21 protein-coding genes and 1 pseudogene are annotated in these 25046 nt (G+C 41.9%); 10 read left to right on the forward strand and 12 right to left on the reverse strand.

The window, feature by feature from the left end; all coding sequences use genetic code 11:
- Positions 1–8: 8 nt before the first annotated feature.
- A complete protein-coding gene (fucP, locus tag C2M33_RS08030; RefSeq protein ID WP_105174200.1) occupies positions 9–1406 on the reverse strand; it encodes an L-fucose:H+ symporter permease in 1398 nt (465 codons plus the stop codon).
- Positions 1407–1703: 297 nt separating this feature from the next.
- On the opposite strand from fucP, the gene C2M33_RS08035 reads away from it, so the two are divergent.
- From C2M33_RS08035 to C2M33_RS08065, 7 genes are read left to right on the forward strand one after another with little or no spacing between them, the layout of a single operon-like run.
- On the forward strand, positions 1704–2003 hold the full coding sequence (locus C2M33_RS08035) for a UxaA family hydrolase (protein ID WP_082874096.1): 300 nt from the start codon (positions 1704–1706) through the stop codon (positions 2001–2003).
- Position 2004: 1 nt separating this feature from the next.
- Positions 2005–3189, forward strand: a complete 1185-nt coding sequence (locus C2M33_RS08040; RefSeq protein WP_105174201.1) for a UxaA family hydrolase — start codon at positions 2005–2007, stop codon at positions 3187–3189.
- 16 nt (positions 3190–3205) lie between these two features.
- Positions 3206–4354, forward strand: coding sequence for an alpha-hydroxy acid oxidase (locus tag C2M33_RS08045; RefSeq protein ID WP_105174202.1), 1149 nt, complete (start codon positions 3206–3208; stop codon positions 4352–4354).
- Between the two features lie 24 nt (positions 4355–4378).
- Complete coding sequence (locus C2M33_RS08050) at positions 4379–5425, forward strand: aldo/keto reductase (protein WP_105174203.1); 1047 nt, start codon at positions 4379–4381, stop codon at positions 5423–5425.
- The gene (locus C2M33_RS08055) at positions 5422–6282 is read left to right on the forward strand and encodes an amidohydrolase family protein (RefSeq protein ID WP_105174204.1); all 861 of its coding nucleotides are present in this window, start codon (positions 5422–5424) and stop codon (positions 6280–6282) included. Before C2M33_RS08050 ends, C2M33_RS08055 begins: the two co-directional genes overlap by 4 nt.
- A 22-nt stretch (positions 6283–6304) precedes the next feature.
- On the forward strand, positions 6305–7081 hold the full coding sequence (locus tag C2M33_RS08060; protein WP_105174205.1) for an SDR family NAD(P)-dependent oxidoreductase: 777 nt from the start codon (positions 6305–6307) through the stop codon (positions 7079–7081).
- A 20-nt stretch (positions 7082–7101) separates the two neighbouring features.
- Entirely contained in the window at positions 7102–7956 is an 855-nt protein-coding gene (locus C2M33_RS08065; protein WP_105174206.1) for a fumarylacetoacetate hydrolase family protein, read from the forward strand.
- Between the two features lie 77 nt (positions 7957–8033).
- Here the strand turns inward: C2M33_RS08065 and C2M33_RS08070 are convergent, their stop codons facing one another.
- Complete coding sequence (locus C2M33_RS08070) at positions 8034–8348, reverse strand: DMT family transporter (protein WP_105174207.1); 315 nt, start codon at positions 8346–8348, stop codon at positions 8034–8036.
- 190 nt (positions 8349–8538) lie between these two features.
- A complete protein-coding gene (locus C2M33_RS08075) occupies positions 8539–10485 on the reverse strand; it encodes a glycoside hydrolase family 97 protein (RefSeq protein ID WP_105174208.1) in 1947 nt (648 codons plus the stop codon).
- A 194-nt stretch (positions 10486–10679) separates the two neighbouring features.
- On the opposite strand from C2M33_RS08075, the gene C2M33_RS08080 reads away from it, so the two are divergent.
- On the forward strand, positions 10680–11588 hold the full coding sequence (locus tag C2M33_RS08080; protein WP_082874072.1) for a substrate-binding periplasmic protein: 909 nt from the start codon (positions 10680–10682) through the stop codon (positions 11586–11588).
- Between the two features lie 40 nt (positions 11589–11628).
- Here the strand turns inward: C2M33_RS08080 and prpF are convergent, their stop codons facing one another.
- The 5 genes and pseudogenes from prpF to C2M33_RS08105 form a co-directional block, all read right to left on the reverse strand.
- Complete coding sequence (prpF, locus tag C2M33_RS08085) at positions 11629–12798, reverse strand: 2-methylaconitate cis-trans isomerase PrpF (RefSeq protein WP_105174209.1); 1170 nt, start codon at positions 12796–12798, stop codon at positions 11629–11631.
- A gap of 3 nt (positions 12799–12801) precedes the next feature.
- Entirely contained in the window at positions 12802–15393 is a 2592-nt protein-coding gene (acnD, locus tag C2M33_RS08090; protein WP_105174210.1) for a Fe/S-dependent 2-methylisocitrate dehydratase AcnD, read from the reverse strand.
- 117 nt (positions 15394–15510) lie between these two features.
- Positions 15511–16635 (reverse strand): bifunctional 2-methylcitrate synthase/citrate synthase, encoded by a 1125-nt coding sequence (gene prpC, locus C2M33_RS08095; protein ID WP_105174211.1) that lies wholly within the window; start codon positions 16633–16635, stop codon positions 15511–15513.
- Positions 16636–16659: 24 nt separating this feature from the next.
- A pseudogene (prpB, locus tag C2M33_RS08100) lies at positions 16660–17534 on the reverse strand (methylisocitrate lyase).
- 84 nt (positions 17535–17618) lie between these two features.
- On the reverse strand, positions 17619–18323 hold the full coding sequence (locus C2M33_RS08105) for a GntR family transcriptional regulator (protein WP_054554723.1): 705 nt from the start codon (positions 18321–18323) through the stop codon (positions 17619–17621).
- A 282-nt stretch (positions 18324–18605) separates the two neighbouring features.
- On the opposite strand from C2M33_RS08105, the gene rsmF reads away from it, so the two are divergent.
- The gene (rsmF, locus tag C2M33_RS08110) at positions 18606–20045 is read left to right on the forward strand and encodes a 16S rRNA (cytosine(1407)-C(5))-methyltransferase RsmF (protein WP_105174212.1); all 1440 of its coding nucleotides are present in this window, start codon (positions 18606–18608) and stop codon (positions 20043–20045) included.
- 311 nt (positions 20046–20356) lie between these two features.
- A complete protein-coding gene (locus C2M33_RS08115; protein WP_105174213.1) occupies positions 20357–21172 on the forward strand; it encodes a polysaccharide deacetylase family protein in 816 nt (271 codons plus the stop codon).
- Here C2M33_RS08115 and C2M33_RS08120 read toward each other — a convergent pair.
- The 4 genes from C2M33_RS08120 to C2M33_RS08135 are packed head-to-tail and all read right to left on the reverse strand — an operon-like array spanning position 21169 to position 25045.
- Positions 21169–22980 carry an alkaline phosphatase D family protein gene (locus C2M33_RS08120; RefSeq protein WP_105174352.1) on the reverse strand — a complete coding sequence of 604 codons (1812 nt, stop codon included), beginning with the start codon at positions 22978–22980 and terminating at the stop codon, positions 21169–21171. The two genes, C2M33_RS08115 and C2M33_RS08120, sit on opposite strands and share 4 nt — an antisense overlap.
- A 44-nt stretch (positions 22981–23024) precedes the next feature.
- Positions 23025–23804, reverse strand: a complete 780-nt coding sequence (locus C2M33_RS08125; RefSeq protein WP_063704930.1) for a TatD family hydrolase — start codon at positions 23802–23804, stop codon at positions 23025–23027.
- A gap of 12 nt (positions 23805–23816) precedes the next feature.
- Positions 23817–24143: a PilZ domain-containing protein gene (locus C2M33_RS08130; RefSeq protein WP_063704928.1), complete on the reverse strand. Its 327-nt coding sequence runs from the start codon at positions 24141–24143 to the stop codon at positions 23817–23819.
- Positions 24144–24151: 8 nt separating this feature from the next.
- A complete protein-coding gene (locus tag C2M33_RS08135; protein WP_105174214.1) occupies positions 24152–25045 on the reverse strand; it encodes a DNA polymerase III subunit in 894 nt (297 codons plus the stop codon).
- Position 25046 lies beyond the last annotated feature (1 nt).

The following is a 25046-nucleotide window of genomic DNA, read 5'->3' on the forward strand; positions in this document are numbered from 1 at the left end:
CTCTCCTTTTATTGTTTATGAATAAATACAACACGATACGCAAAAATCGTAATTGCAACAAAACACAGCATAGGTAATAAAAATGACGCTTGTTCAGCACTTAAAAAGGCAATGGGGTTCGCATCAATAATCATCCCTTGTAATGGTGGCATTAATGCCCCGCCAACGATTGCCATTACCAGCCCCGCAGAGGCAATACTGGCATCTGCTTTTAAGCCATTTAGCGCAATGCCATAAATAGTTGGAAACATTAAAGACATACAGGCAGAGGTGGCGACCAAAGAGTAGAGCCCTACTTCACCACCGATAAAAACCACCAAACACATCAAGCTCGCACCGGCTATTGCAAACCACATTAATAACAACCCCGCTTTAAACCAATTAAGTAGGTAGGTGCATAAAAATCGGCTCGCAAGAAAAAAGCACATAGCAATAATATTAAAATGCTGCGCCTCGGCTGCACTTAGCCCTACTTCAGCCATGCCGTAGTGAATAATGAAGGTCCAACACATAATTTGAGCACCCACATAAAACACCTGTGCTACTACCCCTTCACGATAGGGTTTGTTGTTTATGAGCTTTATAAATAAAGGCTTTAATGCTTGATCGCGTTTATCTGATGCCATGAGCTGTGTATTCGGCAACCGATAAAACAAATAAACAAACAATAAACAGATCACAACCAATGCAATTGCCACATACGGAGTGCGAATAGTCACTAAATCAGCGCTTTGCATGAGTTGGTGTTGTAAAGGGTTGGTTACTGCAAACTGCTGTAGTGCATCGGTTAATTTACCATCGACAACCGAAGGTAGCATTTGCGCATACTCGGGATGTGCTGCTTTTTCTTCTGCGCGAAACTTTGCAACATGAAGATTATTTAAAATCAGGTTTGAGGCCACAAACATGCCAAGTAAAGAGCCTAATGGGTTAAATGCTTGCGCTAAATTAAGTCGTTTGGTTGCAGTTTGTGGGCTACCCATTGATAAAATATACGGGTTTGCCGTTGTCTCTAACAGCGCTAAACCACAGGTCAAGATACATAATGCCGCAAGAAAATAGTTAAACTCGCCATACATACTTGCTGGAATAAACAATAAAGCCCCAACAGAATAAAGACCAAGCCCTAAAACGATGCCGTATTTATAACTAAAGCGTCGAATAAACAACGCAGCAGGAATTGCCATCACTCCATAGCCTAAATAAAACGCAAATTGCACCAAGCTGCTTTGTGTGTTTGAGATCAAGAAAATATCTTTAAATGCTTTAACTAAAGGGTTGGTTATATCGTTTGCAAAACCCCAAAGCGGAAATAGTGCCGCCACCAAAATAAATGGTATCAGCATGTCATTTGATACGACGCGGTCCTTGTTACGTTTCGTGTGTGTTCTTTTGTGTGTGTTCATAAACAAGCCTGTTGTTTTAATACAAGGCTCACTGATTACTCGCTATGCCATGTAAAATCGATTCAAACAATGTCAAACCAGTTTATATAGACACACATATTTCATGTAGAAAATCACCATCAACCAGAGTGATTTTTGTACAAATGATTAAACATAAAACATCACTACAGCCAAAATTTCATATACAAAAACCTGTTTAAAATACGCGCTAAACGCGTTGACTCACTTCATACCCAAACATATTTTACAAAGAAATTCATTTTTCAAATCGTTGCAGATTAACAACGTGAGATGGCTATGGCTGAGAATAAATTTGTACAGTTACACCCACACGATAATGTCATTGTTTGCTGCCAATCGGCGCAAAAAGGCGAACAAATTAACATTGCAAATCAGGTAATAACACTCGATTCAAGTGTCACCATCGGACACAAAATTGCCTGCCAAGATATTGCTGCTGGTGAGCAGATTTTAAAGTATGGGGCTTCAATTGGCTCTGCGACTGAAGCAATAAAAACGGGCCAACATGTTCATCTTCACAATATGAAAAGTGACTACATTGCCAGTCACACTCGCCATTCTGTAACGGGAGAATAATATGCGCGGCTATTTAAGAAACGATGGTTCAAAAGGCATTCGAAATACCCTAGTTGTGGTTTATTTGGTTGAGTGCGCACACCATGTGGCACGCTCTATCGTCAATAAGATGGATCATCCCGATGTGCAACTAATCGGTTTTCCGGGCTGCTACCCAAATAACTATGCCCTGGCGATGATGAAAAACATTTGCACCCACCCTAATGTGGGCGGTGTTTTATTAGTATCACTAGGCTGTGAAGGTTTTAATCGTGAGTACTTGAGCGATGCGATTGCTGAGTCTGGTCGCCCAGTCAATACCCTAGTGATCCAACAAAATGGCGGCACCAAAAACACCATTGCCAAAGGCATTACCCAAAGCCAAATCATGCTTGAGCAACTTGCTCAATGCCCAATTGAGTACATGCAACTTGAAGAGCTTGTCATTGGTACTATTTGCGGTGGCTCTGATGGTACCAGTGGCATAAGCGCAAACCCGGCAGTTGGTAAATGTTTTGACCGATTAATTAGCGCGGATGCAACCTGCATTTTTGAAGAAACCGGTGAACTTGTCGGTTGTGAGCAAATCATGGCTCATCGAGCCGAAAGTCCAGAACTCGCCAAGCAACTTATTAATTGTGTTGTCAAAGCAGAAAATTACTACGCCAAAATGGGCTATGGCAGTTTTGCCCCAGGCAATGCGGAAGGCGGCTTAACAACTCAAGAAGAAAAATCAATGGGCGCCTATGCCAAGTCTGGCGCATCGCAAATAAACGGCATTATCAAACCAGGAGAAAAGCCAAATAAAAAAGGCTTGTTCTTAATGGATGTGGTGCCCGATGGCGAACCTATGTTTGGTTTTCCGAATATTTCAGACAACCAAGAAATTGTCGAAATGATAGCCTCAGGAGCTCATATCACCTTATTTACCACAGGCCGCGGCTCTGTCGTTGGTTCTGCCATTTCACCGGTTATTAAAATCTGCGCCAACCCAGAAACCTATGCAAATCTCAGTGATGATATGGATATAAATGCCGGCGCTGTTATTGAAGGCAGTAAAACCGTTAAGCAAGTGGGTGATGAGATTTTTGAGTTGATTGTTCGAGTTGGCAATGGTGAACAAACCAAATCAGAGCAAATGGGACATCAAGAGTTTTTATTAACGTATAAAACCTTCGATAGCATTGGGCCTGCGTGCTTGAAATAAAGCTGAGGAATTCATCATGAGCAATTACTTTAACCACCTTTACCCAGACGTTGCCGACCTTAAGAAAAAAGCCAAGCAACGCATTCCTCGCTTTGCCTTCGATTACCTTGAAGGCGGTTGTATGCAAGAGCATGGTGTAAAACGAAATAGAGATGACATCAATAGTGTGCAATTACGCAGTGAGCTATTAAAACCATTTACAGGTAGCAGCCAAACTGTCGAGTTATTTGGTCATACTTACGCGGCCCCATTTGGTATTGCGCCTGTTGGTTTACAAGGATTAATGTGGCCAAAAGCCCCTGAGATTCTTGCTAAAGCCGCCGCTGAAAAAAACATTCCTTATGTGTTAAGCACGGTTTCGTCATCTAGCCTTGAACGAATCGCAGAAGTATCACAAGGCCATGCGTGGTTTCAGCTTTATAACCCAACGGATGAAAAGATTAGGCTCGATTTACTCAGTCGCATCAAAGCAGCTCATTACCCTGTGCTAGTGGTCACCGTTGATGTGCCTACCTTTGGCTACAGACCACGTGATATTCGAAATGGTCTAGCCATGCCACCGAAGATGACGTTGTCTAATATTCTGCAGATGCTAGCAAGACCCCGCTGGCTTTATGAAACCGCCCTTGCTGGCAAGCCAGAAATGGAAACTCTCAAGCCGTATATGCCAAAAAATATGCCTACCGATGAGCTGGCAGCTTTTATGAATAAAACTGTCATGGGCCGCGTTGATCTGGAAGGTTTAAAACCGATTCGCGATTTATGGCAAGGGCCTTTGATCATTAAAGGGTTGATTAATGAGTCTGATGTACAAGCGGCCATTGCGCTCGGCGCAGATGGGGTTGTTATGTCAAATCATGGCGCGCGTCAGCTAGATGCCGGTGAATCTCCCGTCAAACCACTGCAAACAGTCGCTGTCAAGTATTCAAAAGACATCAAAATTTTTATGGATAGCGGGCTTCGTAGCGGAACAAACATTGTGAGTGCACTTGCAAGCGGTGCTGACTTTACATTCTTAGGCAGACCCTTTGTGTATGGCGTGGGTGCCCTTGGCGATAAAGGCGGCATTCACACCATCAATGCCTTGATGATGCAAATCACCCAGATCATGAACCAATTAGGTTGCGCCACTGTATCTGAACTGCCCGATTTTTTGGTGAAGTAACACAAACTGCTTAAGAGGTAGGTTATGAAAAACACATTTAAAACGCGTCCACTTGGAAAAACCGGCATTGAGGTTTCAACCCTCGGTTTTGGCGCGGCCTCTATGGGTAACCTATATCAAGCAGTGAGCGATGAAGAAGCTAAAAACACCTTAACTGCAGCAATTGATGTGGGCATTTCATTATTCGATACCGCCCCTCGCTATGGTGCTGGGTTAAGTGAACGTCGTGTTGGTGATGCCCTGCGGGGTCTTGGTAAAAAAGAGTATATTCTATCAACCAAGGTTGGCAGATTGATCAAACCTGATCCCCATGCTGATGTAATGCAGCTGCGTCATGGCTTTGCCACACCAATGCCTTTTGATGCCCAATATGACTACAGCTACGATGGCATTATGCGCTCTTTTGAAGATAGCCAACAACGTTTAGGTTTAGCTGAAATTGATATTTTACTCGTACATGATTTAGGCGTTGATACACACGCCGAGCGAGATGCCTTTTATTTTATGCAATTTGAGCAAGGCGGCTACCGAGCGTTAGAAGAGCTCAAAACAAGTGGGCAAATTAAGGCTGTCGGTTTAGGGGTTAACGAAGTTGAAATATGTCAACGTGCAATGGCAATTGGTCAGTTCGATTGCTTTTTATTAGCTGGTCGTTATTCGTTATTAGAACAACAACCTCTCGATGATTTTTTACCTGCATGTATAGAGCATGGTGCGTCTATTATCTTAGGTGGCCCCTATAACTCGGGAATATTAGCTACGGGCGTTCGTCATTTTCAAAACCCTTACTACAACTATCAACCAGCGTCACAAGAAATCATCGACAAAGTCGCCAAAATTGAAGCTGTTTGTGTTGATCATAATGTCACATTAGCAGCTGCAGCTTTACAGTTTCCACTCGCGCATCCTGCTGTTGCCTCGGTTATACCTGGGCTTGGTAACGAAAAACGGGTGCACAAAACCGTCGAATTATTTAATCAGGTGATCCCGAACCAGTTTTGGCAAGATTTAAAAACAGCGGGTCTCATTGCACAGCATGCACCGACTCCAGAAAGCGGAGACGCATCATGAACACAATCAGCACACTCAACCCGATTAAAAAAATAGATAGCCATCAACATTTTTGGAAATTGAGCCGTGGCGACTATCGCTGGTTAAGTGAAGATTTGACTGTACTTTATCAAGATTATTTACCAGAAAGGCTCACTACGACCCTTGCTATTAATGACATTGCTAACACTATTGTGGTGCAAGCGGCCGATTCACATGATGAAACGCGCTTCCTACTAAAACTTGCTAGGTCCCATAGTTTTATTGCTGGTGTAGTTGGTTGGGTCGACTTTACCAATGCCAACGTCCTTAAACAGTTAACCTTATTTGCTTCAGATCCTTACTTCAAAGGTGTACGCCCTATGCTGCAAGACATAGAGCAAATTGATTGGATCTTAAACCCTAAATTTACACCAATTTTCCAATTTTTAGCGGCGCATAAGCTCTGTTTTGATGCCCTAGTGCATGAGTGTCATTTACCGCATATCGTTACTATTGCAAAGCAACACCCTAATTTAAATATTGTTATTAATCATCTGGCTAAACCGGATTTAACAAAGCCAAAGTCTGAACATTGGGAAGACATGCTCTATCAACTTGCATGCTTAAAAAATGTTGCAATTAAGTTTTCCGGGCTTATGTCACAAGCACAAGCTGATTGTGTCGATATCGATACATATCGCCCCTACTTTGAACTCATTTATCAGTTGTTTGGTGCCAATCGTATTTTATGGGGCAGCGACTGGCCAGTGGTTAACATGAACGGCTGTTATACCGACTGGCATTACATCAGCGATGAGCTGATAAGTGTTCTACCAGTCTCTGAGCAGCGAAAGATTTGGTCCGATAATGCCAAAAGACTTTACCGATTATTTTAATTTCCCCAGTTAAGGACATTTTATGACACAGCAAAACACAAAAAAAGTTGCCTTAGTGACCGGTGGTGGAAGCGGCATCGGGCGCAGCATCTGTTTGCGTTTGGCAAAACGTGACATGCATATCATAGTGATTGATTTAAATCTTGACGCTGCAAACTTAGTGAAAGATGAAATTGTTCGCAACAATGGCAGTGCCGATGCGTATGCCGTTGATGTTGCAAGCCACCAACAAGTTCACGAGTTATTCAATACGATTACCAAGCACTACCCCATTGATATTTTGGTTAACAATGCCGGTATTGCCCACATCGGTAGTATCGAAAACACTACAGAAGCTGATTTAGACAGACTCTATAACATTAATGTTAAAGGTGTTTATAACTGTATTCATGCAGCTATCGAGATCATGAAATCTCGAAAAAGCGGCGTCATCATTAATCTTGCTTCTGTTGCATCATCAGTCGGTATTGCTCACAGGTTTGCATATTCAATGACGAAAGGCGCGGTATTGACCATGACCTATTCCGTTGCAAAAGACTATATAAATGATGGCATCCGCTGTAACTGCATTGCGCCTGGTCGAGTGCATACTCCATTTGTTGATAATTTTTTAGCTCAAAGTTACCCAGACAATCAGGCTGAAATGTTTGAAAAGCTCTCTAAAAGTCAGCCAATAGGCCGCATGGGTAAACCTGAAGAAATTGCAGGACTAGTCGATTACCTCTGCTCAGATGATGCAGCTTTCATTACTGGCAGCAATTTTCCTATTGATGGCGGTTTCGTCACCTTGAATAACTAATAGAAGTAAAGAGAATCATCATGAAACTACTAAGATACGGCCCTTTTGGCCAAGAGAAACCCGGCATCATTGATAGCGATGGTAAGCTACGTTGTTTAAGTAACGTGCTCAAAGACATCAATGGCCAAGCTTTATCACCAGTAACACTCAATTTTATTAGTCAAATTGACTTAAACACCTTGCCGCTTATTGAAGAGCCTGTGCGTATCGGTTCATGTATTGCTGATGTAGGTAAGTTTATTTGTATCGGCTTAAACTATGCTGATCACGCTGCAGAATCTGGCATGGCCATTCCCAATGAGCCTGAAGTATTTAGCAAGGCCACCAGCGCGATTAGCGGCCCTAACGACAATATAATCAAGCCCAAAAATAGCGAAAAGCTAGACTGGGAAGTTGAACTTGCCATTGTCATTGGTAAACACGCCTCGTATGTCGATGTAGAAAACGCTTATGATTACATTGCCGGTTATTGTGTATGTAACGATGTGTCTGAACGAAATTTTCAATTAGAACGCGGTTCACAATGGGATAAAGGCAAAGGCTGTGACACATTTGGACCACTTGGTCCATGGTTAGTCACCAAAGATGAAATTCCGGATCCACTTAATTTAGATATGTGGTTAAAGGTGAACGATACCCAATACCAAAACGGCAACACAAAAACTATGGTGTTTGATCCAGCGTTTATAGTTAGTTATCTCAGCCAATTTATGAGTCTGCAACCGGGTGATGTTATCTCTACCGGAACGCCACCGGGAGTAGGTTTAGGGCAAACGCCACCGGTTTACTTAAAAGACGGCGACACAGTTACCCTTGGCATTGAAGGCCTTGGCGTACAACAGCAAGTCGTCGTTGATTATAAAAAATTACACTAATTAATAAATCCCAAATTGCATTTGATCTAGACCCAAAATCCGATAGAGCAACAGCCTATCGGATTTTTATTCAAACACTAATTGGCGAGTTTCAAACCAATAATGCCAAGAGCAATCAGCAGTAAGCTGGCTATTTTTAATAGACTTACGCCTTCAGATAATAGCGTCATGCCAATTATTGCTGAGCCAATTACGCCGATACCAACCCAAACTGCATAAGCCAAACTGAGTGGTAATGATTTAAGCGCCACGCTTAAGCAATAGAAGCTCGCAGCCATGGTTAAGAGTGTAAAGAATGAAATGAGTGGTTTAGTAAAACCGTTTGATTGTTTTAGGCCATAAGCCCATGCGACTTCAAGTAAGCCAGCAGCAATAAGTAGGATCCAATTCATGGTCGACCTCTTTATGGGGTCGTCCCCGAATTTAATTTCAACTTTAAGGTCGTCCTTAAAGTGGTGTAGTACATCACCACACCCGACGAAATCTAGCACGCCCAAATTAGTAAGGCAACTATAGCCAAAAAAAAGCGAGCAACCTGCTCGCTTTCCTCTACTTGTTTTTTTATCGCCTATTAACTCACATTTAGCGACCAATAATCAGTGCACCGCCTTGAGCTAATAAGTTTAAGGTTAACTTGCCACTGTTACTTACTGTGACTTGCTTAGTACCAGCACTGCCATCTTTTTTGTCAAACAACAGGGTGACTTTTTTGCCCGCTAACATAGGTAAATCGATAACTAATGTTTTGACTTTATTTTCACCATTCACAGCTGCTACCCACCATGTTTGCTGATGACGCCTTGCAATCGTTGCATCTTGACCCGGTTGACCTGCAATATAGCGTGTTTCATCCCATACCGTTGGCATCGCCTTTAAAGTATCAATAACAAAGTGAGGTTGCTCTACAAGGTTATTTGGCGTCAGGCCAAAATGTTGTACTGGTGATTGATAAAGCACACCTGTAGCCAGTTCAAATACATCTGTGGTTTTACGAATAGTGCCGACGGTTTGATCTTGAGATAAGCGTTTGTTTAAAAACACTGGGGCAAAATCCATAGCGCCAATAGCATTACGGGTAAAAGGTAAAATAGTCGCGTTATAGGCATGTAAATCTAACGAATTTTGATGAAAAACAAGGTTCTCCGATGCTAGAACCGCTTCAGATGTGACGAAGTTAGGATACATTCTTTCCCAACCACGCGGGATGGTGCTGCCATGAAAGGTGATCACTAAACCATACTGATTTGCATCAGTGAGAATATCTTCATAGAGTTTAATGGTTTCTTGTTTGTCACCACCAAAAAAATCTACTTTAAGCCCTTTAACACCAATGCTTTGCAACCACGCCATTTCATTTCGACGTGCAGGTGCACTGTTCATTCTATTTTGTGGGGTTTGAGGTGCGTCATTCCACCAACCATTTGAGTTGTACCATAAAATAACATCAACGCCCTTACCATTGGCGTACTTAACCAATTCAGCCATTCTGTCGCGGCCAATGTTTTTGTCCCACCAATTATCGATTAATACATATTCAAAATTTAATGATGAAGCTAAATCGATAAATTTGATTTGATCATCGTAGTTGATACTTGGGTCTTGCCAAACAATCCAGCTCCATGTTGAACGACCCATTTTATAATCTTGGCTTGCTTGATAAAGGGGTTTAACTAAATCAAACGCCACGGTTGATTCAACGATTGGTTTTAAACTTGCTCCTAACGTAATAGTACGCCAAGGTGTGGTTGCTGGCATCGCCATAGCGGCATAAGTCGCACCTATGCCATTGTTTTCGGCAGCCTGAGGAAATGAAATCCGATAAATACCGTCTTTTGTGCCTTCACTTAATTTTGAGCCAACATAATGGCTATCAACCCCGGTTTCAGAAATTAATAACCAGCCTTTATCGCTATTTTTAAATAATGCAGGAAAGGTATAGCCCACCCCGTTCGCTGACGGTGTACCAAGGGCTTCGTTAAAGGTGTAAGGCTCTTCGTAACTTGGTTTTGTTTGCATCCAGCCCGTTTCAGGTAAGGCTTGTGGGCTTATAAATGTGGTTGCAGAATCTGGTAAATTAAAAGCGCTATATTCAGCTAATACCTTGATACGGGTATCTGTTTCAGTCCCTGAGATTTGATAGCGAAACGCAACATCGCTATCAGACACATTAAACTCGACGCCAAGCATTCTGCCGTCTTGGTTTTCAAATTGCGCTTTGAGTGAATTTGCCGTGTAGTTTACGTCACTAACCTTCGCATTATGCAGCTTATAGCTTTCATTGACTGAAGCGGTTGTATGGCTTTTATATTTTAGGCTTTGTGAAAAATCACCCAGGTTGGTTTTTAAACCAAGCTGTGATTGCTGCAAAAACACTTGCTTGCCATAATTTACGCTATAAACAAGTTGGTTTTGTTGTTTTTCGAGTTTTACAGTTATTTGTCCATCTGGGCTTGTCACGCTAAGCGGTAAATGTGCGTGAGCAAGCATAGAGCTTGTAAGCAGTGATATGTAGATACTTGGTTTTATCATTGTTGTTATCCTTAAGCTGTAAAAGCATTAAGTGATATCATAATACAATTAAAGTATTTTTGTCACCCAACTCCTATCGAGTTAAAAGTGATCGAAAAACGTATCAAGCCCGTTAGATATTGTTACAGTTCCTAGGTTGTATATTTACGACAAAAGGCTAAGCTTTAGATAAATAACAAAAACTTAGAAAATTTATGAAACTACTGACCGTGCTTTTTTTATTCGTCTCATATCAAGCTCTTGCGGGTCTTACGCCTGTTAGCTTTGAAAAAAATGGCGAAATCATCACTGAAGAAGCGGTGCGTTTCAACGGCGGATATGGTTATAACTTAGATGCCAACCATGTTTTAAAGCTCGTCACCTTAGATTGGCCTCCTTACATAGACGAAAACTTATGCAACAAAGGCTGGCTTTACCAATTTGCTGTAAGCTCCTTACTTGAAAAAGGCTATGGCGTGCAAATTAGCTTTTATCCGTGGGCACGCGCCGTAAGAGAAGCTGAATTAGGTCGCGCTGATATTCTCTTCCCTGAGTACTTTATTGAAGATGATGTTATCTCAGATAATTTCCTCGATAAAACTCGCAACGATTTACTCGCTTTGAGTCATGCTATTCCGGGTGGGGATTTATCATTCGTGGCGTTAAAAGGAAATCAAATTCCATTCAATGGGGATTTAAAATCCGTTAAAAATTTACCAATTGGTGTAGTACGTTCGTATAAAAACACTAAAGAGCTCGATGCCATGATTGATAATAAAGAAATCGATACAATCGTCGCTAATAATGAGTACCAACTAATTCACCTGTTACTTAGTAACCGAGTAAGCCTGATTGTGGCAGATCTTGAGGTCTTAAAAGCCAGTGTTTATAAATCTGAATTATCAATTAGCGGCAAACGACAAATTTTAGAATCACTGGTCGCGCTAGAGCCTAAACTTGAATACAAACCGCTTTATTTTTCTGTCAGTAAATCAACGCCGCAGTGGCAAAAAGTTTTACAAGATTTAAATGATGAAATAGAACTCATGCAACAAAGCGGCAAGTTTAACGAGTTCATCGAAGGAATGAAACAACAGTGCTACGGATTAGAAAAAGCGGCGTAACCGCCGCTTTATTTTGATAATATCAGTACGCGATTGAGTACTACTCAGGCACTCTAACCCAGCCTTCCATCAATACACGCGCACTTCGGCTCATACTTGCTTTAGTGACTTGCCAATTACCATCAACAAGTTTTGCAGCAGCGCCCACTTTTAAAGTGCCAGAAGGATGACCAAAGTTTACCTCTTGTCGCTCACCACCGCCTGCAGCAAGGTTTACCAAGGTACCAGGAATAGCGGCGGCAGTACCTATTGCAACCGCAGCGGTGCCCATCATGGCATGGTGCAATTTACCCATCGACATAGCACGTACCACTAAATCAATATCTTTATCACTGACAACTTTACCACTTGATGCATGATACGTCTTAGCTGGTGCAACCCAAGCTACTTTTGGCGTATGTTGACGTGCTTTTGCTTCATCAATATGAGAAATTAGCCCCATTTTCAACGCCCCGTAGGCACGAATCGTTTCTAATTTTTCAAGTGCAGATGCATCACCGTTAATGGCTTCTTGTAGCTCTGTGCCATCGTAGCCAACTTCACTGGCGTTAATGAAAACTGTCGGAATACCCGCATTGATCATCGTTGCAGACAACATACCAATACCTGGCACTTCTAGCTCATCAACTAAGTTACCTGTTGGAAATAAGGCCCCTTCGCCATCTGCAGGGTCCATAAATTCAAGTTTCACTTCAGCGGCTGGAAAGGTCACGCCATCAAGCTCAAAATCACCGGTTTCTTGCACTTCGCCGTTAGTAATTGGCACATGTACTATAATGGTTTTACTTATGTTTACTTGCCAAACTTTAACTTCGACAACGCCGTTGTCTGGAATTTTGCTGGCATCAACAAGGCCGTTCGACACAGCAAAGGCCCCGACTGCTGAAGTTAAATTGCCACAGTTACCACTCCAATCAACAAACGCTTTATCGATAGCCACTTGACCAAACAAATAATCAACATCGTGATCAGCTTTCGCGCTTTTCGATAAAATCACCGTCTTACTGGTGCTCGAGGTTGCACCGCCCATACCATCAGTTTGTTTTTGGTAAGGATCGGGGCTGCCAATCACACGTAATAACAGGCTATCGCGCGCCTCACCTGCCACTTGGGCAGGCTCAGGTAAATCAGTTAAGTTAAAGAACACCCCTTTACTGGTGCCGCCACGCATATAGGTCGCTGGCACCTTAATTTGTGGTTTAAATGCCATTGCTTAGTGCTCCTCAGATTCTAAGAAATCTTGCGCGAAACGTTGCAGCACACCACCCGCTGAATAAATTGACACTTCTTCAGCTGTATCTAAACGACACGTCATTGGTACTTCAACAGTTTCACCATTGGCACGGGTAATAACTAATGTCAGTGTCGCGCCTGGTGTTGGCTCACCTTTGACACTAAAGGTCTCACTGCCATCAATACCTAGCGTAGTTCGCGTGGTGCCTGCTTTAAACTCAAGCGGTAATACGCCCATACCAATTAGGTTAGTGCGGTGAATACGCTCAAAGCCCTCGGCTGCAATCACTTCAACACCAGCAAGGCGTACACCCTTAGCTGCCCAGTCACGTGATGAGCCTTGGCCATAATCGGCACCAGCCACAATAATAAGCGGTTGTTTGCGCTGCATGTAGGTTTCGATAGCTTCCCACATACGCGTCACTTTGCCTTCTGGTTCAATGCGAGCATATGAACCTTGCTTCACTTCACCATTTTCTTTAACCATTTCATTCAGTAACTTAGGGTTAGCGAATGTTGCACGCTGTGCTGTTAAATGGTCGCCTCGGTGAGTAGCATACGAGTTAAAATCTTCTTCCGGCAGACCCATTTTAGCGAGGTACTCACCAGCTGCACTTGACGCTAAAATCGCATTCGAAGGTGATAAGTGGTCAGTAGTGATGTTGTCACCCAATACGGCTAGTGCTCGCATTCCGCTTAATGTACGCTCACCTGCTAATGCGCCTTCCCAATAAGGAGGACGACGAATATAGGTACTTTGTGGACGCCATTGGTAAAGTGGATCGTTGTCTTCACCGTAATCTACACTTAAATCAAACATTGGCTCGTAAACCTTTTTAAATTGTTCAGGTTTAACACTTTGTTTGATCACTGCATCAATTTCTTCATCTGTTGGCCATAAATCCATAAGGCGAATTTCGTTGCCTTGTTGATCATGCCCTAATACATCTTTTTCGATATCAAAACGAATAGTACCAGCGATGGCATAAGCAACTACCAGTGGCGGTGAAGCTAAGAATGCTTGTTTTGCATAAGGATGAATACGACCATCGAAGTTACGGTTACCCGAAAGTACAGCGGTTGCGTATAGGTCGCGGTCAATCACTTCTTGCTGAATTTTAGGATCAAGCGCACCACTCATGCCGTTACAAGTTGTACACGCAAAGGCAACGATACCAAAGCCAAGTTGTTCAAGTTCAGGTAATAAATTGGCTTCTTCTAAGTAAGACTTAACCGCTTTAGAACCCGGTGCCAGTGATGTTTTAACCCATGGCTTACGAGTTAACCCTTTAGCGTTAGCATTACGCGCAAGTAAACCTGCGGCAATAACATTGCGTGGATTACTAGTATTCGTACAACTTGTGATTGCAGCAATGATACAGGCACCATCTGGCATTAAGCCTTCTTCATTCTCAACGACGCCAGTGATACCTGCTTTATCAAGTTCGCTTGTTGCAACACGCCGATGTGGATTTGAAGGGCCCGCAATATTGCGACCTACTGACGATAGATCAAAGGTTAACACACGCTCATACTCAGCCGTTTTAAGACTGTCACTCCAAAGCCCAGTCTCTTTTGCGTAAGTTTCGACGAGTTGAACTTGCTCTTCTTCACGGCCAGTTAAACGTAGGTAATCAAGTGTATTGTCATCGATGTAGAACATCGCAGCTGTTGCGCCAAACTCTGGCGTCATATTAGAAATAGTTGCTCTATCGCCTAAGGTAAGTGCATCGGCACCTTCACCATAAAATTCAAGGTAGGTCGACACAACTCTTTCATTACGTAAAAATTCGGTGATCGCTAGTACGATATCGGTTGCAGTAATACCCGGTTGTGGCTTGCCTTTGAGCTCGATACCCACAATATCTGGTAAACGCATGTAAGATGCACGGCCAAGCATCACACTTTCAGCTTCAAGACCACCTACACCGACTGCAATAACACCTAGCGCATCGACCATAGGTGTGTGGCTATCTGTACCAACTAATGTATCTGGGAATGCCACGCCATCACGTTTTTGGATCACAGGTGACATTTTCTCTAAATTGATTTGATGCATAATGCCGTTACCCGGCGGGATCACATCAATATTTTTAAATGCTGTTTTCGTCCAATTAATAAAGTGGAATCGGTCATCGTTACGACGGTCTTCAATAGCACGGTTTTTTTCAAATGCGTCAGGTTCAAAACCTGCGTGTTCAACCGCTAATGAATGGTCAACAATTAATTGTGTTGGTACCACAGGGTTCACTTTTGCAGGATCGCCGCCTTTTGCAGCAATAGCATCACGTAGGCCTGCTAAATCAACTAACGCTGTTTGACCTAAGATGTCGTGACACACAACGCGCGCAGGAAACCATGGAAAATCTAAATCACGCTTACGGTCAATCAATTGCGACAGTGCATCATTTAGCATTTCAGGGTCACAGCGACGAACTAAGTTTTCGGCAAGTACTCGCGATGTGTAAGGAAGTGTGGCATAGCTGCCTGGTTTAATTGCATCAACAGCAGCGCGCGTATCAAAGTAATCGACGCCGGTGCCTGCTAATGGTTTTCTAAAGTTTGTATTCATGATGATTCTACTTGTACTTGGTGACGGTGAACAAAGGTGGGCTGATTGTTTTTGTATTTATTTCGCCCCTTCATAAAGGGGCAGCTAAGCTACCCCTATCACTGATTTAATTAACGATTAACGCTCAGAAATTGGCGTATAGCTACGCGCTTCTGGACCCGTATAATCTGCACTTGGGCGAATAATACGGTTATTAGCACGTTGCTCTTTCACGTGTGCTGTCCAACCTGTTACACGGCTCATCACGAAAATTGGCGTGAATAACTTAGTTGGAATACCCATGAAGTGATACGCAGATGCATGGAAGAAATCAGCATTACAGAATAATTTCTTTTCACGCCACATAACTTCTTCACAGCGAACAGACACTGGATAAAGCACATCATCACCCACTTCTGCTGCCAGTTTTTCTGACCACTTTTTGATGATCACGTTACGTGGATCTGATTCACGGTAAATGGCATGACCAAAGCCCATGATCTTGTCTTTACGTTCAAGCATGCCCATCAGCGCATCTTCAGCTTGGTCTGCACTTGTGAAGCCTTCAATCATATCCATAGCCGCTTCGTTCGCACCACCATGTAATGGACCACGTAAACTACCAATCGCACCCGTTACACAAGAGTGAATATCAGACAATGTTGATGCACACACACGCGCAGTGAATGTTGATGCATTAAACTCATGCTCTGCATAAAGAATTAAAGACACATTCATTACTTGCTCAAACAGTGCTGATGGTGCTTCGTCATGTAATAAACGTAAGAAGTGTGCACCTACCGAATCATCATCAGTTTCAGTATCGATGCGAACGCCGTCATGGCTAAAGCGATACCAATAACAAATAATGCTTGGGAATACAGCAACCATGCGGTCAATCGCATCATTCGCTTCTGAGAAGTCTTGCTCAATTTCTAGGTTACCTAGCATAGAACAACCCGTACGCATTACATCCATTGGATGCGCGTCTTTAGGAATATTTTCAAGCACTGTTTTAAGTGCATCTGGTAAACCACGTAGTGATTTTAGTTTTGCTTTATATTCAGTCAGCTCAGACTCTGTTGGTAATTCACCACGCGACAGTAAAAAAGACACTTCTTCAAACTGCGCTTTATCTGCTAATTCACTAATATCATAACCACAATAAGTTAAACCTGAACCTGATTTACCTACTGTACACAGTGCTGTTTCACCTGCTACTTGACCACGTAAACCTGCGCCGCCTAATGCTTTATCTACCATGAGTGTTCTCCTTATATGTTGTCGTTATGATTTTTTAGCTGAGAAAAGGTTATCGAGTGTGTTTTCATATGAGTGATAATCTAAAAACTCATATAATTCCGCACGGGTTTGCATATTGTCTAATTGGCTTTGCTGCGAGCCTTCGCTAAGAATAGACGAATACACATTAAGTGCTGCTTTGTTCATCGCTCTAAATGCACTGAGTGGGTAAAGTACAATTTCAACACCTACTTCGCTTAATTGCTCAGTTGTATAAAGCGGTGTTTGGCCAAATTCGGTGATGTTCGCAAGAATCGGCACATTTAACGCTTTAGCAAACGCTTGGTAATCTGCTAGATCATGTACCGCTTCTGCAAAGATAGCGTCTGCGCCAGCTTCAACACACGCTGCTGCGCGGTCAATAGCTGCATTTAAGCCTTCTTTTTGGAATGCATCAGTACGCGCCATAATGTAAAAATCACTGTCTGTTTTGGCATCAACCGCTGCTTTAATACGGTCAACCATTTCATCTTTAGACACGATTTCTTTATTCGGACGGTGACCACAACGTTTTTGTGCTACTTGGTCTTCAATATGGAAGCCCGCAGCACCTGCTTTAGTCATTTCTTTAACCGTACGAGCAATATTAAATGCACCGCCCCACCCTGTGTCAGCATCAACAAGAAGCGGTAAGTCGGTAGCGCTGGTGATTCGACGAATATCTTCAAGTACGTTATCTAGGCTAGTCATACCTAAATCTGGCATGCCGTATGATGCGTTAGCAACACCCGCACCTGAGAGGTAAAGTGCTTGGTGACCGTTTTCTCTGCCATCATTGCGCAGTACGCATTGACGGTGCCAACCACTTGTAATGGCTTGTTGTTGGCGATTGCCTGTTTGAACTTTAATCCTGCTGACATTGGATAACTCCTATCTTTGAACGGTTTCAGCTCTTTGGCTGACTCTATTTTTTAAATCTAAATTGTGACTGTTTAACTACGGCGCTACTGATTTTTTGCTGCGAGTAAGTCAAACTTCGTCTGAATATTTGCCTGAGACGCACTAATATGGCGCTTCATAAGCATTTCGGCTAATTCACCGTCATGGTTTTCAATGGCATTAATAATAGCTAAGTGTTCATCAAACGCTTTTGATACACGCGGCCCAACCATGCCCATTTGTACACGGTACATACGAATTAACTGGTACAACTCATTACATAAAAGGTGAATTAAGTGTGCGTTTTTCGACCCTTTAATAATGCGATAATGAAAATCAAGGTCGCCCGCTTCTTGGTAGTATGATTCACCTTCTTTTACACGCTGTGTTTGTAAGTGCTGGTTCAATAACTGCTTTAAACCCTGCACTTCTTCAGGTTCCATGTTGTCGGCAGCTAACCGACAAGCCAGCCCTTCTAGGGCACTACGAACCTGATAGACTTCGATTAAACGCTCGGCGGTTAGCGCAACAACACGACAACCGACATTCGCTTTACGCTCGACCAAATAACAGCTCTCTAAACGATTTAGCGCCTCACGCAAGGTGGCACGGCTTACACCATAGCGTTTAGCAAGTTCTGGCTCAGAAATTTTGCTGCCCTGCTCAATGGTGCCTTGTACAATTTCACGACGCATGTCGACAAACACTTGGTCTGATGCAGTTGTTATCGTGATATCGTTGTAGTTATCGTTGGCTTTTTGCTCTGTCATAAATAGGTCTATCAAAGTACTAAATTAAGATTGTCGACAATTTGTGAGTTCACTATGCGCCCTATCATTGCATGTGTCAACCTTGAGATCGGAAAAAACAGACTAAAAAACCAGTAAAATGTCGACATAAAATGATATTTATCAAAAATAATGGCTATAAAGAACATTTATATTGGTAATATGTCGACACTTCAATCTCGCTCTTAAAAAGCTAAAAATATCCCCCGATAGCGCTATAAATGGTATGATCCAGCTATTATTACGTGATGTGAGAGCCATTTAGTGGACGCTAATACATATATTCCTGACTCATTTATTGATGATGTAAAAAGCTACCTTCCTGAACATTTATCATTAGACGACTTTATTGCAGCCTGTCGCCGCCCACTAAGACGATCTGTTCGCGTAAATACATTAAAAATGTCAGTCGCTGAATTTCAGCGTCAATGCGCCAAAAAAGGTTGGGAATTAACAGCAATTCCATGGTGCGAAGAAGGATTCTGGCTAACACGTCCTAGCGACGAAGAAGCCGCCCTTGCAATCGGTAATACCGATTTACACTTAAGTGGTGCTATGTATGTGCAAGAAGCCAGCTCAATGTTACCGCCGGTAGCACTGAGAGCCGAAGTTAAGCAAAGCGACGCGGTACTTGATATGGCATCGGCACCAGGTTCAAAAACATCACAAATCGCCGCCATGATGGATAATAGTGGCGTGTTAGTGGCCAATGAGTTTTCATCGTCACGCCTAAAAGTATTAGCAGCAACCCTTAAACGTATGGGCGTAGGTAATTGTGCATTATCACATTTTGACGGAGTGATCTTTGGGGATTACATGTATGAGTGCTTCGACAGTATTTTGCTAGATGCCCCGTGTTCAGGTGAAGGCACGGTTCGTAAAGATGCAGACGCCCTAAAGAATTGGTCAATCGAATCTAATATTGATATTGCTGCTGTGCAAAAAGCCCTTATCAAAAGTGCCTTTTATGCCCTAAAGCCTGGCGGTACATTAGTTTATTCGACCTGTACTTTAACACCCCTTGAAAACCAACAAGTTTGTGAGTATCTATTAGCAGAGTTTCCGAATTGCATCGAAGTACAATCGCTCGATACCCTGTTTGATGGCGCAGACAAAGCGACAACCAGCGAAGGTTATTTACATGTTTGGCCGCAAACTTACGACAGTGAAGGTTTCTTCATTGCTAAATTTAAAAAAATAGCGTCAAGCGATAACCCAAATCAAAAAGTTAAAAAAGGCGCATTTCCGTTTGCTGAGTTTGATAAAAAGCAAAGCCAAGCGTTTATGCAAACAATTAAAAAACAGTTCGGTCTAAAATCACTCAAAGGCACCTTAATGCAGCGTGATAAAGAGCTTTGGTTGTTTCCAGATGGCTTTGATGAACTGCAAGATAAAATTAAATACTCACGTTTAGGTATTCAACTTGGTGTGATCCACAAAGGTGGTGTTCGATTAACTCACGAGTATGCCACTGTCTTTGGCCAAGATTGCGATAAAAATACCTTTGAGATGTCTGCTTGCCAAGCAAACGATTACTTTAACGGTAAAGATATTCGACTTGAAAAACCAACGCAAGATAATGGTGAAGTAGTTTTAATGTTATGTGGTTGTCCGGTAGGCCTAGGTAAGTGGCAAAAGAATAAAATTAAGAACTCTTTACCTCGCGATTTAGTCCAAAATACCCAGTTGATAACTTGGGTATAAGTTGCGCATAAAGACTGTATAAATAAGGCGCTAATTTAGGTAAAAAGCTGTAACAGACTGATTTTAAACTAGTATAAAATTTGTACATTTACCGTGCAATTTCCTGCTGATTAACTACACTTAAAAGTACTTTCTACTTCTCCCTACTGAATTTAGAAGGTGTTTTTTTATAGTTAGCGCAGGCTCACACGAGCCACCCCCTAAGCCCAGAACAATGCGGATTCGTTCTGGGCGTTTTTTTATTCAAAAGTCGCATAGCAAAGCATTAGCCTTTTTGATTTCATTGTAAAAACAATGATAAAGGATTGATTATGCTTAAACCCTTGTGCGTCGTACTACCATTTTTAATAAGCTGCCAAACTCTGGCAAAAAGCAGTGACTACCTAGGCTTTGACTACCCTAATAAGGCTAAAAATGCTGTCAGTATCACTTTTGATGATGCAAGACATAGCCAAGTTGATACCGGTTTAGCGCTTTTAAACAAGTACCAAGTAAAAGCGACATTTTATGTATCCCCTTTTAATGTAAAAGAACGTGTTGAAAAGTGGCAAATGGCAGTAAAAACAGGTCACGAAATTGCTAATCATACAGCAAGCCATTTATGTACAGGCAACTTTGAATGGCTACGTGAACTTGGGGTTTCGCTTGAACAATTTACTCTAAAAGAAATGGAGCAAGATATCCTAAAGGGGCAAGACTATATAAAAGCCACACTCAATGTGACACCAACCGCTTTTGCCTACCCTTGCGGTAACACCTTTGTTGGACGTGGTGCTAATACAAAAAGTTATGTGCCGGTAATAGCTAAACACTTTAAAACCGGTCGAACTTGGCTAGACGAAACGGCGAATAATCCTAATTTTACAGATTTTTCGCAGTTAACCAGTTTACCTATTGATGGGCTGACTTTCGAAGAGATTAAAAAAACCATAGAGCAACACCGAACCAACAATAGTTGGATCATTCTGGCAGGCCACGATATTGGTAAGCGAGATCAGTACACCACCGGCAGCGATGTACTCGAACAGCTCGTTGTTTATCTACAAGATCCTAAAAATGGCTTTTGGTTAGATACGGTAAGTAATGTTGCTGACTACGTTGAGGCGAATCGTAAAGCATTCGATTAATTATCGTTTAAATCGAATTCAGTTATTTGGTTATCAGCGTGAATAAGTTCATATTTAGCGAGTAAACCGTCATTGAGCTCAATTAAGCTGATAGCCGCATTACTGACTAAATACTTTTGTCCTTCGCCTATGGTTTGGTGTTTATCAACTTCCATTTGCCAACGCTTAGTGAAAAAGTTAAGTGGGCTTTTCGGGGCATATAAAATTGAGTCGAGCTTATCGAGTACATTAATAAGTTTGCGTGGGAACTCATTTTTAATACCACTGGCAGTCAACTGCCAAATTCGGTTTTTATGTTTACCAAAGCGCTTTTGCACTGAAAAACAAAATGAATAATGAACATCACCAGAGAGGATCAAGGTTTCTTTTGGTGTATCTTCACGGCGAAAAGTATCTAGCAGTTTTTTAGCAGAACCTTCATGTGCCATCCAGTTTTCCACATCAACCAACAAGGGTTGACCGCAAAAATTAAAAATCGCTTGGATTGCTTCAATCGATTTAACACCAAACACCGGTGCTGGAGATACGATAATCACTTTATCGTGAGACAATAAGCTTTCTTCTAATTCGGTGAGCCTTTCCCAATCAAGTAAGCCAGATGGTTCATTGAAGTTTTGCTCATTACGCCAGCGATGGGTTCGGGTATCAAGTACCACAACTTTGGGGATGGTATTAAGCTCATAATGCCAATGGTTAAAATTGAGTATTAGTTTATCAAAGTCGTTAAAATGCCAGCTCTGTTGTTGCAGGCTTTGTTTAAAACTGGCTAATAAAGACAGGGAATTATCACCTGCATCATTACCAATTCCTTGCATTAACCAATAACTAATCAGGCCATTATTTACAATACGACGGCTAGCTGGGTGCTGATAAATAGCTTGCTCCCAGCCTGCGGTTAAATTCCAATCATCGGTGACATCATGATCGTCAAACATCATTAATGTCGACACATTGGCGAATAACCTTTCAACACTGTGAAGACCCTTTGCAAAACCAAGCAGTGCATCTTTTTCAAGTTTAAATAGATTAGCGTATTTAGGGGCTAATGCTGGGCATTCAATTGATTCGAACTCAATTAGCTGCCAAGTAACCGCGCTGAAGTTTAATAAATAAAGCGCTATAAATTCTTGAAAATGGATTAAGTGGTTTTCAGCTTTTAAGCTTGAGAAGTGCGGCTCATCTTTTTTAAGCCAATAACCAACACCAAATTTGCTTCGTTTCTGCCAAGGCACTTTGGGTAAGTGTAAATGGCGCTGATAAAGTTGCTGCTCAAACTCTTCTGGTAAATCTAAATCAAGCGCTGGCTCTTGAAACACACCAAATAGACTAATCACTTTTTCAATCGCGAGCAACATAGGTCCTGCGACATCATCCGCATATATTTGATCGCCAGACAACAATAATAAGTCAGCGCCTGCATTAAGAGATTGGCGCTGATCATTTTGCCAATTGTCTGCAGCAACAAGGCTGTCTTTTGCGGGGTGATGAGGGTTACGACACGAGCCATGCAGAATTCTATCGAGTCGATTTGGGATCACAAATGCTGGAGATTCTGCACGTTCATAGCAAAAAGACGACAAATCAAGGCTTTTATCTTCATCATGTAACGAATAATAGATCAGTGAGTCAACTGCAAACTGGCCACTGACAGGCATGACATTGATGAAATTTAAGTAAAGCTGTTGCCCTAATTGGATTGACTCTAAGTTAGAGAAAGTCTCAACACCGCTAAACTCAATTCGGTAGTGGCAAGGCACAGTTGTGACAAATTGAAAGCACACTCGCCCTGCATCTGCTCGGCGTACCATTGGCCCCAATACTAACTGAGGTAAATTCGATACGCCGTGCACTATTACGCCCTTTTAGCTTGATTGAACAACGAATAAAAGTTGTTAGTTGTTGCTTCAGCTAACTCGTTAAAAGTAAGCCCTTTTAACTCAGCGATGTAGTAAGCGACATCTTCAACATAGGCTGGTTGATTTGTTTTACCACGATATGGCACAGGTGCTAAATACGGTGAATCTGTTTCGATCAATAAGCGATCTAGCGGAATTTGCTTAACAACGTCTTTTAACTCTACGGCATTTTTAAACGTAACAATGCCCGAAATCGAAATATAAAAGCCCATATCAATGGCTTTTTTGGCCATATCCCAGTTTTCTGTAAAGCAATGCAATACACCACCACAATTTTCAGCATTGTGAGCACGCATTAAGTTGATGGTGTCTTCTCTAGCGTCTCGAGTATGAATAATTAGCGGTTTTTTAAGCTCATTTGCAACCTCGATATGACCCACGAAACTTTCTTGCTGAACAATATGGGTGTCTTTTGAGTAATAGTAATCGAGACCTGTTTCACCAATCGCAACCACTTTGTCGTGGCTTGCAAGTGAAATAAGCTTTTGCTTATCGAGTGCGTCTTTTTGATCAAGTGGGTGCACACCGCATGATGCAGAAACATCTGGATAGTGTTTAATTTTATCCAGCATAGATGGGAATTGATCTAAGGTTACACTCACACATAAAAAGTGTTCAACTTTTTTAGCGCGAGCGTTTTCAAGTACTTGGTCTAAATTAAGGTCGAGTTTATCGAAATCAAGCCTGTCTAAATGACAATGAGAATCTACAATCATGGTACTACTTTTTTACATGGTATAGGTCGGATTGCCTGAGTTTAACATAGTACCGAGTAGTTTTTCGATTTTCACATTTAAATTGGTTTTATCATCGATAAAATTAACACCCACTCCTGGTGGATTTGAGCTTTGTGCACCTTGTGGTGTGATCCAAGCAACTTTACCTGTTACTACATCATCTTCTAACGCATCGGGTAAGGTAACTTTTAGAGCCAATGAATGCCCCATCTCAAAGCGCATATTAGTGCGAACAAATAACCCACCATTTTTTAAATAAGGCATATAACAGCGATATAATTCTTCTAAGTCTTCAATATCTACTAATAATTCTTGCACGATTTATCCTAATTTTGGCTTTCACGTAAAGTAAACGCTAATTGTGAAATGGCAAGTTCCAAATTTAAACCAAGCACATGTGAACTGTTATAAAGAAACTCTGAAATTGCAGATTGTGCTTTCTGATAATTGAAAAAGTCCATTCCTAAAACCAATTGCGCCTTAAGATGCTCCGTTAAAAACAAAGCAAATACATTAACCAAGCTGTGATCTTTATTTAGTATGTCGACTAACGCACTGAAATTATGGCTGTCTTTTATCTCAGTTGCAAATTTATAAAGGGAATCGACAGCTTCAAGTTGATTGTCATTTTGCCACTGCTCAACTAGCAGTGGCTGTCTAGCAAATAAATCCAACCATGAATAATTAGCAATGTTTAATGATGCTAACCATTGTGTTGTATATTCTGGGTTAACTTTTATTTCGTGTACGGCGCAGCGACTTAATATTGTTGCTGGTAATAGTGCGGTTTGCTCACACGTTAACAATAGATAACGGCGTAAACTTGGTTCTTCGAGTGTTTTTAATAATGCATTTGCTGCCGCAGTGGTCATTTTATGACACTGTTCAAGTACCACCACTTTGTTACCATTTTGCGCCGCTGAATGATTGATAAAATCACTGATCTCACGAATTTCATCCACGCCTATTGTTTGGCCTTCTACCTTTACAACGCGTTTATCTGGGTGAGTACCCGCTTGATTTAGTTGGCAGCTTTTACAATTGCCACAGGCTTTTAAGTTTACAGGTGACGCACAAAGTAGCCCATCAGCGAGCGAATCGACTAAACGTTGCTTGCCAACACCTTTATCACCATTAAATAGCTGTGCATGATGAAAGCGTTGCTGTGCAAAACTTTGCGCAAGTTGCTGATTAAGCCCTTCAAGCCATGGCAAAGGCATA

Source organism: Pseudoalteromonas sp. T1lg122, from assembly GCF_002964825.1.
Taxonomy (GTDB): Bacteria; Pseudomonadota; Gammaproteobacteria; order Enterobacterales; family Alteromonadaceae; genus Pseudoalteromonas; species Pseudoalteromonas gelatinilytica.